The following is a 14009-nucleotide window of genomic DNA, read 5'->3' as shown; positions in this document are numbered from 1 at the left end:
CGGCGATAACAGAAGTTGATAGTGAGGAAAATGGAAGGCTAAGTCATTGAAACGATTGAAATCAATTCAATCGTTTGAATATCTGGGATTTTTTCCACCGGCTGAGCAAAAGACCGCGGAAGGCGCTCTCGCCGCCGCGGTCTATCCACATGTAAAACCAGTCGAATCGGCTTGTGACTATCTGGCGGCGTTGAGGACGGCGACGCCGGGAAGCTCCTTGCCCTCCATCCATTCGAGGAAAGCGCCACCGGCTGTGGAGACATAGGTGAACGCGCCGGCAACGCCGGCATGGTTCAGCGCCGAGACGGTGTCGCCGCCGCCGGCAACGGAGGTGAGCTTGCCGGCTGCAGTGCGCTCCGCGGCGTATTTCGCGGCAGCGACCGTGGCGGCATCGAAGGGCTCGATCTCGAAGGCGCCGAGGGGGCCGTTCCAGACGAGAGTCGAAGCGCGCTCGATCCAGGCGTTGATGGCCTCGACGGATTTCGGCCCGACATCGAGCACCATGGCATCAGCGGGAATGGCGTTGATATCGACTGTCTCATTGGCGGCACCCGCCTTGAACTCCCGGGCAATCACGCCGTCTTCCGGCAGGATGATGGCGCAGCCGGCGGTCGCGGCCTCGATCATGATCTGCTTGGCGGTTTCGGCGAGATCATGTTCGCAGAGCGACTTGCCGACATTGGTGCCGCGGGCGGCGATGAAAGTATTGGCCATGCCGCCGCCGATGACGAGCGCATCGACCTTCTTCACGAGGTTCATCAGGAGGTCGATCTTGGTCGAGACCTTGGCGCCGCCGACGATCGCGACGACAGGGCGGGCGGGATCACCCAGACCCTTTTCCAGCGCCACCAGTTCGGCCTGCATGGTGCGGCCGGCATAGGCCGGCAGGTGGTGGGCGAGGCCCTCGGTCGAGGCATGGGCGCGGTGGGCGGCGGAGAAGGCGTCGTTGACATAGATGTCGCCGTTGGCAGCAAGCGACTTGGTGAAGTCGGGGTCGTTCTTTTCTTCGCCCTTGTGGAAGCGGGTGTTTTCCAGAAGCAGGATATCGCCGTCATTCATCGCCGCGACGGCGGAGGCGGCCGCCTCGCCGATGCAATCGGACGCCGTCAGCACGGCATGATCGAGCACTTCCTCGACCGAAGGGGCGATCAGCGACAGCGACAGGTCCGGCGAAGGGCCGTCCTTCGGCCGGCCGAAATGAGCAAGCAGGATCACCTTGGCGCCCTTCTCGGACAGTTCGAGGATCGTCGGCGCCACACGCTCGATGCGCGTCGTATCGGTGACCTTGCCATCCTTGACCGGGACATTGAGATCGACGCGGACGAGAACGCGCTTGCCGCGGATGTCGGAAAGATCGTCGAGGGTCTTGAAAGAAGGCATGGGGAAATCCAGTCTTGGTTGGCGGAAGTTGCGGCGACCATAGCAAGGATCATTTGAGACGCAAGGCGTTCAACGGCCGTTTTCGCGTGTGCCTTCGTCACGTCGGGGCGGTGCTTTCGCCGCGATTTCGGAGGCGGCGGTTTCGCGGCTTCGGCGCCCTTTCAGCCGGTCGCGGATGCGTTGGATGATGTCCTTGAGATTGATGAAGATTGGCAGCGTGATCGCTGGTTCGACCGCTTCGAGCGACATTCCGACGGAGGTGATGTGGTCGTGCTCGTCGAGATCGCGGACGATGAGAATGATGGAGCCGAGACGGACGCGGTCGGCATAATCGGCCTTACCGCCGAGGCGCTGACGCATCAATTCGGCGATCGTCAGGCCCTTTTCCGTTTCGTTGAGCAGGCCGGGGCCATAGGCGGCGTCGAGATCGGCGGCGGGGCGGGCAGGTGAGAGCGCGAAGGCTCCGAAAAAATCGGCATCGTCCTCATCCACTGGCGCACGGCTGGCGAAGAGCCGGTCGAGCAGGCGGGAGTAGCTCGGCACGATGAAGAGGTAGACGAGATCGTTCTCGCGCAGCCGCCCGGCATATTGGTAGCGCATCGACTTGCCGTCGCGGATCACCAGCGAAGGCGTCGCCCAACGCGGGATGCGTTCGCCACGCAGCACTGGACTATCCTTGATGACGCGGTAGGAGAGCAGTTCGTGGTTGGCCGCGCCCGGCAGGTCGACCTCGACCTTATCGACGGCACCGATGCGCGGCGGAATGATCAGGCCGAGCTTCTTGGCGACGGGCTTGATCGTCCAGCCCTGGAGGAGCAGCGAGACCAGCACAATAATGAAGGCCGTGTTGAAATAGATTTGTCCGTTCTCAAGCCCGCCGAGGATGGGCATGATGGCAAGCAGAATGGAGACGGCGCCACGCAGGCCGACCCAGGCAACGAAGCCGATTTCCTGCTGCGTGTAATCAAACGGGAGCAGCGACAGCCAGACCGCCAACGGCCGGGCGACAAAGGTCAGGAAGAGGGCAAGCAGAATGGCGGGCACGATGATGACCGGGAATTGCGACGGCGTCGCAAGCAGGCCGAGCACCAGGAACATGATGATCTGCGCCAGCCAGGTCATGCCGTCCTGGAAGCGTTTGATGGTGCCGATCGCCTGCATCTTGCGGTTTCCGGCGTAAATGCCGGCGACATAGACGGCGAGGAAGCCGCTGCCGCCGACCGCGCCGGTGAAGGAGAAGACGAGAAGGGCAAGCGCCAGCACGAAGATCGGCGTCAGGCCGCGATCGGTGTCCAGCTTACTGACGATCAGCACGATCATCATGCCGCCGAGCAGGCCGAGGATGACGCCGAGGCCCATCTGCTGCACGAACATGGCGAGCATGCCGATATTGATGCCGGCGGAACGCTCGCCGCTCGCCAGCACCTCGACAAGGGCGATGGTGAGGAAGATCGCCATCGGGTCGTTGGTGCCGGATTCGACCTCCAGCGTTGAGCGCACCTTGTCGCGGATGTTGATGCCGCCAATGCGCAGCAGGAAGAAGACGGCGGCGGCATCCGTCGATGCGACGATCGAGCCGAGCAGCAGACCTTCCAGCCAGGTGAAGTTCAAAAGCCACATCGCCGCGAAGGCAAAGAGCGAGGCGGTAATCAGCACGCCGACCGACGCGAGTGCCAGCGAGGGAACGGCCGCCAGGCGGAAGGCCTGCATCGGCGTGCCAAAGCCGGAATCAAACAGGATGACGGCCAGCGCGATAGAGCCGAGAATATAGGCGAGGTAATTGTTGCTGAACTCAATGCCGAGCCCGTCGACGCCGGCGGCAAGGCCGATCATGAGGAAAAGCAGCAGCAGGGGGGCGCCGAAGCGGAAGGCAAGCAGGCTCGAAAAAGCGGCAAGAAGCACGAGCGCCGTCGAGACCAGCACCACGATATAAAACGCTTCCATGCCCACCCCTTTCCATCGACTGCTTGACGAATACAGCCGCCCCGGCCGATCCGCCTTACTCCAACCCCTCCTCACCCGCGGCGGTCCAGTAAACGGCAAAACGTCAGAGAAGGGTAGGCCTTGCGGCTTAACCTCGTCGCGACGCTGCATCATGCTACTGAACGGCTGCCGGACGGCCAACCGACACGGAATGCTACGGGAGAAATTGTCTATAAGGAATGTATCGGAAATTCAGGCGAGAGCAGGGCAAAAGAGACAGGCACGGATTTTTCCTGCCGGTATCTGCGAACGACAACAGGCCAAGCCACGTTTTTGCGTTCACGCGGTGCGTCTGCCTTCTCAATGATGGGAAAAGGGATTGCAGGCGCGCATGCAGAGAGCGGGGCCGCTGCTCTGCTATCCCAACACCGCCTGAAAAATGACGATGGCGAGAAACGAGAGACCGATGAACGCGGCGACCCAGATAACCAGGCGATTGGCCTTTGCAAGCACCGCAGGTCGGACGTCCCGCTTGCGGTGAAACCGCTGCCGCCGCTTGAGCGCGGTGTGGGACAAGCGTTTTTGTGCCTCTGCCATTAATCGCCTCCACTTGGATTATCTTCGCCATTGCGCGGCGCTATGCATCTCGGCAATCTATCACGCTTTGCCAGCGGATTGCCAAGTGATCAATCCTTGCCTGCGGACGGCAACGCCACACCGAACCCGTCGCTTCGGTGTGGCTTTCGAAATCGGAAAACGATGCAGATCGTCGGTCAGTCTTCTGAGTCCTCGCCCACGTCGGTCAGATCCGCGACCGGGACCAGGAAAACGACGAACTCGTCCTCGATGGTCCGTTCCGGATCATCGTCGAATTCATAGGCGTGCTCGACTTCGCTGGCCTCCTCGGCGGTTGCCTTGCGCAGGCTGAGCACCGCTTTACGGTCCCACAGGGGTTTGCCTTCGGATTCCAGGATGGTCAGATCGTCACGAAAGTCTTCCGCCTCGAAGAAATGGGTCGCTTCCTCGTGATTTTCGGAGCGAAAGCTGGCAACGGCACGGCCGGCGATTTCTACGGTAAAGTAATCCATCCATCTCTCTCATATCAGCGACACTGCTGCCGCACGGTATTGGTGTTCCGCGCCTGGCCGGTGGCCGATGCGGCGCGAGGAAACTGGGCATTTTGGAATGTCCAGGCGAGTTATCCTAACAGATCTCATCTCTGCAATGGACGAAAAGATACCAGTGCGGAAAGGTTGGTTTCGTTTGCGGCATGGCAACAAAAAGCGGCCCGGTTTCCCGGGCCGCTTGCATGTCGATGCCTTAAGAGCGCTCAGATGAGCTTGGCAAACGCAACAGCCGTGTCGGACATGCGGCTGGAGAAGCCCCATTCATTGTCGTACCAGGACAGGACGCGCACGAAATTACCTTCCATGACTTTAGTCTGATCGGTTGCTAAGATCGAGGAGTGGCTGTCGTGGTTGAAGTCACGGGAGACGAGCGGCTCGTCGGTGTAGCCGAGGACGCCCTTCAGCTTGCCATTTGCGGCAGCCATGATGGCTTCGTTGATTTCGCCAACGCTGGTGGCCTTCTTGGCGACGAACTTGAAGTCGACGACGGAAACGTTAGGGGTCGGAACGCGGATCGAGGTGCCGTCGAGCTTGCCCTTCAGATGCGGCAGAACGAGGCCGACTGCCTTGGCAGCGCCTGTCGAGGTCGGGATCATCGAAAGAGCGGCGGCGCGGGCGCGATACAGGTCCTTGTGCATCGTGTCGAGCGTCGGCTGGTCGCCGGTGTAGGAGTGGATCGTCGTCATGAAGCCGTGGTCGATGCCGACGGCGTCGTCGAGGATCTTTACAACCGGCACCAGGCAGTTTGTCGTGCAGGACGCGTTGGAGATGACCATGTGCTCCTTGGTGAGCTGGTCATGATTGACGCCGAAGACGACAGTCAGATCGGCGCCGTCTGCAGGTGCCGAAACGATGACGCGCTTGGCGCCGGCCGTCAGGTGGGCGGCAGCCTTGTCACGGGAGGTGAAGATGCCGGTGCATTCCATCGCGATGTCGACGCCGAGTTCGCGGTGCGGAAGTGTCGCCGGATCCTTGATGGCGGTGACCTTGATCGGCTTGCCGTTGCCGACGATGATCGAGTCACCCTCGACTTTCACGGTGGCCGGGAAGCGACCGTGGATCGAGTCGTAGCGTAGCAGGTGGGCATTGGTTTCGACGGGGCCGAGGTCGTTGATGGCGACGACTTCGATGTCGGTGCGGCCGGATTCGACGATGGCGCGAAGGACGTTGCGGCCAATGCGGCCGAAGCCGTTGATGGCAACCTTGACTGTCATGTTCATTCACTCCCGATAGAGTAGGGCCCGATACAGCCGGGCCTGGAATTGAGGAGATGGAGAGCGCCTCAAGGCGCCCTCATTAAAGCTTTGCTTCCGCGGCCGCAACGACGGCGTCGGTGGTGATGCCGAAATGCTTGTAAACGTCCTTCACCGGGCCGGAAGCGCCGAAGCCCTTCATACCGACGAAAGTGCCTTCCGGTCCGATAAAGGCATCCCAGCCTTCGCGGACGGCGGCTTCGACGGCAATCTTTACCGGTGAGTTGCCGAGGATTTCCTTGCGATAGGCGTCCGGCTGCTCGAAGAACAGTTCCGTGCAGGGAACCGATACGACGCGCACCGTGACACCCTTGGCTTCAAGGGCTGCGCGGGCGGCGACGGCGATTTCGACTTCTGAACCGGAGGCGAAGATCGTCACTTTGGCGTCGGCATTGCCGGCCAGCGTATAAGCGCCCTGTTCGCAGAGGTTCTTTTCGCTGTATTCGGTGCGAGACGCAGTGAGGTTCTGGCGCGTCAGAGCAAGGCCCGAAGGACGGTTGTGCGTCTTGATGGCGATCTGCCAGCATTCCGCCGTTTCCGTGGCGTCGGCCGGACGGAAGATCATCAGGTTCGGGATGGCACGCAGACCGGCGAGCTGTTCGACCGGCTGGTGCGTCGGGCCGTCTTCGCCGACGCCGATCGAGTCATGCGTCAGGACATGGATGACACGGATGCCCATCAGCGAAGCAAGGCGGATCGGCGGGCGGCAATAATCCGTGAAGATCAGGAAGCCGCCGCTATACGGGATCAGTCCGCCGTGCAGCGCAATGCCGTTCATCGCAGAGGCCATGCCGTGCTCGCGGATGCCCCAATGCATGTAACGGCCGGCGAAATCCGTCGGCGTGATCGAGTGCATCTGGCTGGTTTTGGTGTTGTTCGACGGCGTCAGGTCGGCGGAGCCGCCGAGCGTTTCCGGCAGGAAGCCGTTGATGACCTCGAGCGCGTCTTCCGAAGCCTTGCGAGTGGCAACGGTCGGCTTGGTCTCGGCAAGCTTCTTCTTGAAGGCGCTGATTGCGGCATCGAAGCCTTCCGGCAGCTCGCCTGCCATGCGGCGGGTGAATTCGGCCTTGGCCGGAGCCTTGGCCAGACCCTGTTCCCAGGCGTTGACGAGATCGACGGAGCGGGCGCCGGCTGCACGCCAGGTATCCAAGACGTCCGACGGGATGACGAAGGGCTCAGATTCCCAGTTCAGCGCCTTGCGCGTGGCGGCGATTTCCTCGGCACCAAGCGGGTTGCCGTGGACCTTATGGGTGCCTTGCTTGTTCGGGGCGCCGAAGCCGATGATCGTCTTGCAGGCGATGAAGGTCGGCCGGTCGGACTTGTGGGCAGCCTCGATCGCTTCGGCGACGGCAGCCTGATCGTGACCGTCGATCTCGATCGTGTTCCAATGAACGGCCTTGAAACGGGCGACCTGATCGGTGGAATCCGAGAGAGACACGGCGCCGTCGATGGTGATCGAGTTGTTGTCCCAGAACAGAACGAGCTTGTTGAGCTTCAGGTGGCCGGCGAGCGCGATGGCTTCGTGGCTGATGCCCTCCATCAGGCAGCCGTCGCCGCAGATCGCATAGGTATAGTGATCCTGAAGATCGGCGCCGAATTCCTCGCGCAGCTTGCGTTCGGCGATCGCCATGCCGACGGAATTGGCAATACCCTGGCCGAGCGGACCGGTCGTCGTTTCGATGCCGGTCGCGTGACCGTATTCCGGATGACCGGCAGTCTTCGAGCCGAGCTGACGGAACTGCTTCAGATCTTCGATCGTCATGTCAGGATAACCGGTCAAATACAGCAGCGAATAGAGCAGCATCGAGCCGTGGCCGGCCGAGAGTACGAAGCGATCGCGGTTCGGCCAGCGCGGCTTCTTCGGATCGAACTTCAGATATTTGGTGAACAGGACCGTTGCCACATCAGCCATGCCCATCGGCATGCCGGGGTGGCCTGAGTTCGCCTTTTCAACGGCGTCCATGGCGAGAAAACGGATTGCATTCGCCATCCGGTCGTGTTGTTCGGGAGAGGTCATGGCTTTTCCGCAAGTTCCGGGTGTCGGGGGATGGCCTCGAGCCTCCAAGACCATCGAGTGAAAGCGGCAGAGACATAGCAGTTGGGGCGGGCAAGTCAATAAATGGCAAGCCAAATCCGGGCGGGCAATGGCAATTTTGACATTTGATCGCGCGGTTGTACAAATGACAAATCACCTATTGTCGGCATGTGTAAAACGCTCATCCACAGGATAGGCCGGTAGGCAGGTGACAGGATTTATTGACGGGCCGTCGGCGAGCTGCATATCTTTTTTAAATCGCAGGATCGGCGCGGCGTGCCGATTCGCGGATCCTGCGCGGGAATCGGGAAGGCATGATGCCCACAGGCAAAACCATGGAAGCAGCGCTCAACGAATTGAGACAGGCGATTTCGGGCCTCGAAAATGCCGTCGACATGCGCGTCGAGCGGCAGCGCGAGCAGGGCGAGATCGAGGGCGAGGTGCGGCGCGTGCACGCCGACCGTTCGCGGCTGGCGCAGGAGCTCGACCAGGCCGAATTCCGCGCAAACCGGCTTGAGGAAGTCAACCGCGAGGTATCGCGGCGGCTGGTGACGGCCATGGAAACGATCCGCGCGGTTCTGGATCGCTAGAACAGGATGATTTTAGGCCAAGTTGGCCCAAAATCTGAATCCTGTTCTCATTTAAGCGTTAAGCATGATGTCGTCCGAAAACCGCTCATACCTTTCGGCATCATGCTCTCGTAGAAAGAGTTTGGCATGGCGCAGGTGACGGTAACGATCGACGGCAAGGCCTATCGCATGGCCTGCGAGGAAGGGCAGGAGGACCACCTGACCGATCTGGCGACCAGTTTCGACCGCTATGTCGGCCATCTCAAGGGGCAGTTCGGGGAAATCGGCGATCTCAGGATCACCGTCATGGCCGGTATCATGATCATGGACGAGATTTCCGAGTTGACGCGCCGCGTCGCCGGGCTCGAATCCGAGCTCGAGTCGCTGCGCGGCAACCGCGACACGGTGCTTGCGGCCACCGCCCGCACCGAAGAAAATCTCGCGGCGGCGCTCAGCGAGGTTTCAAGTCGGATTCGCGGAATCACCGACAAGCTGAACGGACGGCCCGCCCCGAACTCAATGGATCTGAATTAAATAACGACGACGTGCCGCCGCCACTGGCGCGCTGGCGCAAACGACCTTATATATCGCGATGCGGTCTGCGCCTCTCGACAGGAACCACAATCCCTGGGGCCATACTCGATCCAAAGGGAGCTGTCCCTGGCTAGGCCCGTGGGCCTGGACACACGGCGCCCACCTACGTTTGTAGGCACCCAGGATCGTAAACATCCATCGGTTGTCGTGGATCGCACCTTTCCCTTCCATCCCCTTCGACGGCGCCGGACCGACAGGGCGAACGCGGTTTACGCGTCCGCCCGGTTCAGCGCGTCCGCTATTTTTTCAGACCTGGAAGGGTGATCTGGAAGACCTGGAACAACGTGTCGACATCGGCACCGCCGTCCGCTTTGTAAGCCGCACCGACCTGGAAACCATCCTGTGTCAAGAAGTCGTTGTCATTGGCGAGGAACAGGAAGTAGTCGTCCGGCAGGTTCGGGTCGAGAACGCTTGCAAGACCCATGGCTTCCCATTTTTCCGACAGGTTGTTCTTGTCGTTCGGCGCACCGTTGTGCAGGCCGAAGCGAGCAAGGTCGGCCTTGTTGTTGATGTCGATGAAGGGCGTCAGCGTCGCCGTCGTCAGCGAGGGATCGACGACGCCCTTCGGCGCGATCGGCTTGTCGGCATCGAAATCGCTGCCGGCGATATCGGTCGCATCGGAGAGGTCGACGATGTTGATCTTGCGGTAGAGCGAGGTGTCGCCCTTCAGGCCCTGGCCGTTGCCGCTGTCGCGGGCGAGCATCAGGAAGGTCTTGTCGGACAGGGCGACGATTTCGCTCTCGGCGGCGATCACCGTCTTGTCCTTGGCATCTTTGAAGACCGGCAGCGGCACAACATATTCATGCACCAGCTTCAGATGATCGGGATCGGCGGCGTCATAGATCATGGCGCGGGTATTCTGACGGGTCGAGCTGGAATCGCCGCCGTCCTGGCGGGTGGCCGACTGCAGCACTGATATGATGAACTTGCCGTCCGGCGTCATTGCCATGCCTTCGAGCCCCTGGTTGTTCTGGCGTCCGGTCTCCGGATCCTTCGGATCAGGAGCGGAGGCGCCGGGGCCGGGATTGTTGGAGGCGAAGCTCAGCGCGCCCTTGCGCATCGGCAAAAGCGCCTTCGGCGGCTGGGTCGCCGAGAGCAGGTGGCCGTCGGCTACGAAGCGGTAGATATAAGGGCCGTATTCGTCGCTGACGAACATGGTGCCGTCGGCCATGCGGATGATGGCTTCATTGTCGAGCGCGATCTTGCCGTTTACAGCCTGCGGCAGCGGCGGAAAATTGCCGGCAGCGACGCGCACGCCGGATTCCGGATCGAGACCGGTCATGTCAGCGCCCTTGTCATCGACAAAGAGCATGGAATCGACAAGCTTTGCGTCGACGCCGGACTGCTCCTTGCCGGCCTCGGGTGTTGCGCCCGGAGCAACCGGCGTGAGGCTGATCGCGATGGTGTTCAGGCGCGGGCGGTAGTCGACTGTGCCGGTGACATTGTAACCCCGGTCGGGCAGCAGGTAGAGCATGCCCTTGTAGCTGGCGCCGTCGCGGCTCCAGGCGGTTGGATCGATCGCCATGCCAGAGCCGGAACCGAAGGTCTCACCGAATTTGTCGCGTTGGTTGGCCGGGATGCGGCCGATGCTGACCAGGCCTTTGTTGATGAAGGTGAGGCCGCCGGCGGTGGCGGAATTCTCGGCCATTGCGACGGCCGGAACGGCGGCGGATGCGGCAAGAACCGCGGCGAACAGCCGCGATGCATATGGTCTGACGTTTTTCATGAAAATACCCTCTCGGTCAAAAGCGCTCTCGAAACGGCTTCCGCCGGCAGGCCGGACACCGCAGACGGTCTATGACGGGATCATGATATCTGGATGACGCTTTGCAGCGAAAAGGCCATGCCGAGAGAATGTCGGGCATCCGCGTGTCCGCATTCCAGTTTGCTGCTTACCCGGCCGGATAAGGCCCTTCGGCAAAGACCTCGTCGTGGTAGAATTTCGAGCCGACGTCCAGCGCCAAGGGGCTGCGCCATTCCCTGTTGTCGCGCAGGCAATCGAGTACGAGTTGGAAATCATATCGGGGCTGCCAGCCCAGTTCCCGCCTTGCGCGAGCGTTGACATAGACACGGTCGAGCGTCGGGGACATCGTCCACCCGCGTGATGCATAGAGAGCGCCTGCACCCGGAAACAGTCGTTCGACGACAAGAGACGCGTCGTGCCGGATCGCGACGAGATCGGTCGCCGAAAACGGCGTCGTGGCGGAGACGATGTAGCGGCCGAAGCCGATTGCCGGCGCCTTGTCGAGCGCCAGCAGATGGGCGCGGACCACATCGGCGATATCGACGCGGCGGTGAAGAAGCTCGTTGGCATGGGCATTCTCTGCCGAATAGCCGCCGCGAATGTGAGGATCGTCGTCGATTTCGGGAAAGAAGCGCGATGTCCTGAGAATGACGACCGGCAGGCCGGAGTTGCGGGCGAAGAATTCGCACAGACCTTCGGCGGCGAGTTTCGTCACGCCGTAGATGTTTTTCGCGACTGGAAGCATGTCCTCGGTCACCCATGCCGCCGGTTCGCCGGCGGCCGGCGTCAATGCCGCACCGAAGGCGCTGGTGGTGCTGGTGAAGACGAAGCTTGCAACGCCCGCGGCGACCGCCTCTTCGAGCAGGTTCAGCGTGCCGCCGACATTGGTGTCGAGGAAATCGCGATTGCCGTGGGTCGCCACATGCGGCTTGTGCAGTGTGGCGGCATGGACGACGTGGCGGATGTCCGACATCGCCTGCCGGATGAAAGCGCGATCAGCGATCGAGCCGACCACGTCGGTGGACGCTGAGGGTTTGATATCGATTCCGCGCGCCGTCCGGTCTTGCGCTCGCAGGCTGCGCATCAGCGCCTCGCCGAGATGGCCGGCGCTTCCCGTCACCAGTATCGTCATTGCATCCTCTCCTTCGGCGGCGGAGGCTATAAAGACTGACGTTTGCGGACAACGCATGATTTATGCATGAGCATGCAGGAAAGCTGCAGGCTCAGCCGATGCTCTGACAAGGGGCCGGGAAGCGAGCTGTTCGACCGCCGGATCATTATTCCGTCTGGCCTTCGAGATCGCTCCTCAACCGGTCGAGGATCGATAGAGCGTGGCCGGCGTAAGCGCTGATCCAGCGGTCATGGATGTGCTTGATCGGCAGGCTGTTCAGGTGGTTCCAGCGTTCGCGGCCTTCCTTCCGGGCGATGACCAGATCGGCTTCCTCCAGCACTTTCAGATGCTGCATCACCGTGCAGCGGTCCATTTGCGGAAACATCTCGCAGAGCGTCCCTGTGGTGCGGGGGGCATCCTTGAGCAGGTCGAGGATTTCGCGGCGGCGATGATGCGCCAGCGCCTTGAAAACGGGGTCGTCGGTCGATTCGCTTGACATGTTATGGTTTTATAACATAATGGATCCGAGTACAATGGAATACGAGCATAATGGAGAAGAGGAGAAGTGCCATGTCTCTCGGAATCCGTGTTTCCGGCCGCATCGGCCGTCCCGTCGCAGAGGTATTTGACGCCGTCGTTAACCCAAAGAAGCTCAGCAGCTATTTCACCACGATCGGCGGGGCGAGCGCACCGCTCGTCAAGGGCACGACGGTGACCTGGTGGAAGGACGCCCAAGTGGAGGTGGTCGAACTCGTGCCGGAAAGCCGCATCGTGCTCCGCTGGGATGGCGGCACCGACGACGACAAGACGACCTATAAGACGTCGGTGGAGATGAATTTCAAGCCGCTGGAGGATGGCGGCACCTTGGTGACCATCGCCGAGACCGGCTGGCGCGAGGACGATGCCGGCCGGCGCGGCAGCTATCTAAACTGCGAGGGCTGGACTCAGATGCTCTGCTGCATGAAGGCTTTTATCGAATATGGCATCAATCTGCGCGAGGGCATGTTCCTCAGCGAAATGAAGGGAGAGCCGGCCAGCGCGCCGGATGCCTGACGAACCTCAAGGAGATCGGCGGCGCAATCGTCGCATTCGCCCATAGGGGCCAGACTTCGCTTGCCTGTCACACTGCGGGTGCTAATTTCCGGATTCGATACTTCATCTCGATTTCCAGGAGATTTTATTATGCAGCTTGGCATGGTTGGTTTGGGCCGCATGGGCAACTACATGGTCCAGCGGTTGATGCGGGGCGGTCACGAATGCGTCGTCTACGACGCCAGGCCGGAAAGCGTTGCCGAACTCGCGGGCCTCGGTGCGACCGGCAGCGCTTCGCTCGAAGAGTTCGTCTCGAAGCTCACCCATCCCAGGGCAATCTGGCTGATGCTGCCGGCGGCGATCGTCGACAAGGTGCTGGCGAGCCTGATGCCGCTGCTGCAGAACGGCGACATCGTCATCGACGGCGGCAACTCGTATTACCACGACGATATCCGCCGCGGCGCCGAACTTATCACCAAGGGCATCCACTATGTCGATGTCGGCACCAGCGGTGGCGTCTTCGGCCTGGAGCGCGGTTATTGCCTGATGATCGGTGGCGAAAAGGGCACCGTCCAGCATCTATCCCCAATCTTCGCGACGCTGGCGCCCGGCGCCGGCACGACGGAAGCCTCGCCGAACCGCACCGCCGAAGCGGCTGCGGCCAGCACCGCGGAACAGGGCTACCTGCATTGCGGCCCGCATGGAGCCGGTCATTTCGTCAAGATGGTGCATAACGGCATCGAATATGGCCTGATGGCCGCCTATGCCGAGGGTCTCAATATCCTGCAACACGCCAATATCGGCGCTGCCTCGCATGTGGCCGACGCGGAAACCGCGCCGCTTGCCCATCCCGAACATTTCCAATACGACTTCAACCTGCAGGATGTCGCCGAAGTCTGGCGCCGCGGCAGCGTCATCACCTCCTGGCTGCTCGATCTGACAGCCGATGCGCTGCATGCCGACCCCTCGCTGTCGAAATATGCCGGCCGCGTCTCCGACAGCGGCGAGGGCCGCTGGACGATCATGGCGGCAATCGACGAAAGCGTGCCGACACCGGTGCTGAGTGCTGCGCTCTACGGCCGCTTCTCCTCGCGCGACAACGACGAATTCGCCAACAAGGTGCTGTCGGCGATGCGGGCGGGCTTTGGTGGCCACGTGGAAAAGCCGGCCGCCAAATCGTGAAGTCAGGCGTCGTGCGCGCCCGTTTCGCATTGTGACCTGGTGTGGCGAGGGCGGCGGCC

13 protein-coding genes and 1 other RNA gene are annotated in these 14009 nt (G+C 61.4%); 5 read left to right on the top strand and 9 right to left on the bottom strand.

Translation table 11 applies throughout. From position 1 onward, the window contains the following. Positions 1-177: 177 nt before the first annotated feature. The 6 genes from HJB84_RS16630 to tkt all read right to left on the bottom strand — a co-directional run bounded on the left by HJB84_RS16630 (position 178) and on the right by tkt (position 7700). Positions 178-1380 carry a phosphoglycerate kinase gene (locus HJB84_RS16630; protein WP_207581701.1) on the bottom strand — a complete coding sequence of 401 codons (1203 nt, stop codon included), beginning with the start codon at positions 1378-1380 and terminating at the stop codon, positions 178-180. A gap of 69 nt (positions 1381-1449) precedes the next feature. Further along, positions 1450-3324 (bottom strand): potassium/proton antiporter, encoded by a 1875-nt coding sequence (locus HJB84_RS16625; RefSeq protein WP_207581700.1) that lies wholly within the window; start codon positions 3322-3324, stop codon positions 1450-1452. A gap of 396 nt (positions 3325-3720) precedes the next feature. Next, on the bottom strand, positions 3721-3900 hold the full coding sequence (locus HJB84_RS16620) for a hypothetical protein (protein ID WP_221116401.1): 180 nt from the start codon (positions 3898-3900) through the stop codon (positions 3721-3723). A 176-nt stretch (positions 3901-4076) separates the two neighbouring features. Continuing rightward, on the bottom strand, positions 4077-4391 hold the full coding sequence (locus tag HJB84_RS16615) for a hypothetical protein (RefSeq protein WP_207581698.1): 315 nt from the start codon (positions 4389-4391) through the stop codon (positions 4077-4079). A gap of 242 nt (positions 4392-4633) precedes the next feature. Further along, positions 4634-5644: a type I glyceraldehyde-3-phosphate dehydrogenase gene (gene gap / locus HJB84_RS16610; protein ID WP_207581697.1), complete on the bottom strand. Its 1011-nt coding sequence runs from the start codon at positions 5642-5644 to the stop codon at positions 4634-4636. An 82-nt stretch (positions 5645-5726) separates the two neighbouring features. Further along, complete coding sequence (gene tkt, locus HJB84_RS16605) at positions 5727-7700, bottom strand: transketolase (RefSeq protein ID WP_221116400.1); 1974 nt, start codon at positions 7698-7700, stop codon at positions 5727-5729. 332 nt (positions 7701-8032) lie between these two features. On the opposite strand from tkt, the gene HJB84_RS16600 reads away from it, so the two are divergent. From HJB84_RS16600 to ssrS, 3 genes are all read left to right on the top strand, one after another. Then, on the top strand, positions 8033-8308 hold the full coding sequence (locus tag HJB84_RS16600) for a DUF4164 domain-containing protein (RefSeq protein ID WP_037078920.1): 276 nt from the start codon (positions 8033-8035) through the stop codon (positions 8306-8308). A 126-nt stretch (positions 8309-8434) separates the two neighbouring features. Continuing rightward, positions 8435-8821, top strand: coding sequence for a cell division protein ZapA (locus tag HJB84_RS16595; protein ID WP_221116399.1), 387 nt, complete (start codon positions 8435-8437; stop codon positions 8819-8821). Positions 8822-8880: 59 nt separating this feature from the next. Beyond that, positions 8881-9039, top strand: a non-coding RNA gene (ssrS, locus tag HJB84_RS16590) — 6S RNA. 80 nt (positions 9040-9119) lie between these two features. Here ssrS and HJB84_RS16585 read toward each other — a convergent pair. The 3 genes from HJB84_RS16585 to HJB84_RS16575 form a co-directional block, all read right to left on the bottom strand. After that, entirely contained in the window at positions 9120-10607 is a 1488-nt protein-coding gene (locus HJB84_RS16585; RefSeq protein ID WP_207581694.1) for an esterase-like activity of phytase family protein, read from the bottom strand. Between the two features lie 166 nt (positions 10608-10773). Further along, positions 10774-11757 (bottom strand): NAD(P)-dependent oxidoreductase, encoded by a 984-nt coding sequence (locus HJB84_RS16580; RefSeq protein WP_221116398.1) that lies wholly within the window; start codon positions 11755-11757, stop codon positions 10774-10776. 145 nt (positions 11758-11902) lie between these two features. Further along, positions 11903-12235 (bottom strand): helix-turn-helix transcriptional regulator, encoded by a 333-nt coding sequence (locus tag HJB84_RS16575; RefSeq protein WP_207581692.1) that lies wholly within the window; start codon positions 12233-12235, stop codon positions 11903-11905. 71 nt (positions 12236-12306) lie between these two features. On the opposite strand from HJB84_RS16575, the gene HJB84_RS16570 reads away from it, so the two are divergent. Next, complete coding sequence (locus HJB84_RS16570; protein ID WP_221116397.1) at positions 12307-12789, top strand: SRPBCC domain-containing protein; 483 nt, start codon at positions 12307-12309, stop codon at positions 12787-12789. A gap of 129 nt (positions 12790-12918) precedes the next feature. Continuing rightward, positions 12919-13950: a phosphogluconate dehydrogenase (NAD(+)-dependent, decarboxylating) gene (gene gnd / locus HJB84_RS16565; protein ID WP_207581690.1), complete on the top strand. Its 1032-nt coding sequence runs from the start codon at positions 12919-12921 to the stop codon at positions 13948-13950. The last annotated feature ends 59 nt before the right edge of the window (positions 13951-14009 follow it).

Source organism: Rhizobium sp. NZLR1b (assembly GCF_019685155.1).
Lineage (GTDB): Bacteria > Pseudomonadota > Alphaproteobacteria > Rhizobiales > Rhizobiaceae > Rhizobium.
Note: the sequence above shows the minus strand (reverse complement) of the source record. Positions and strands in the feature narration are given on the sequence as shown.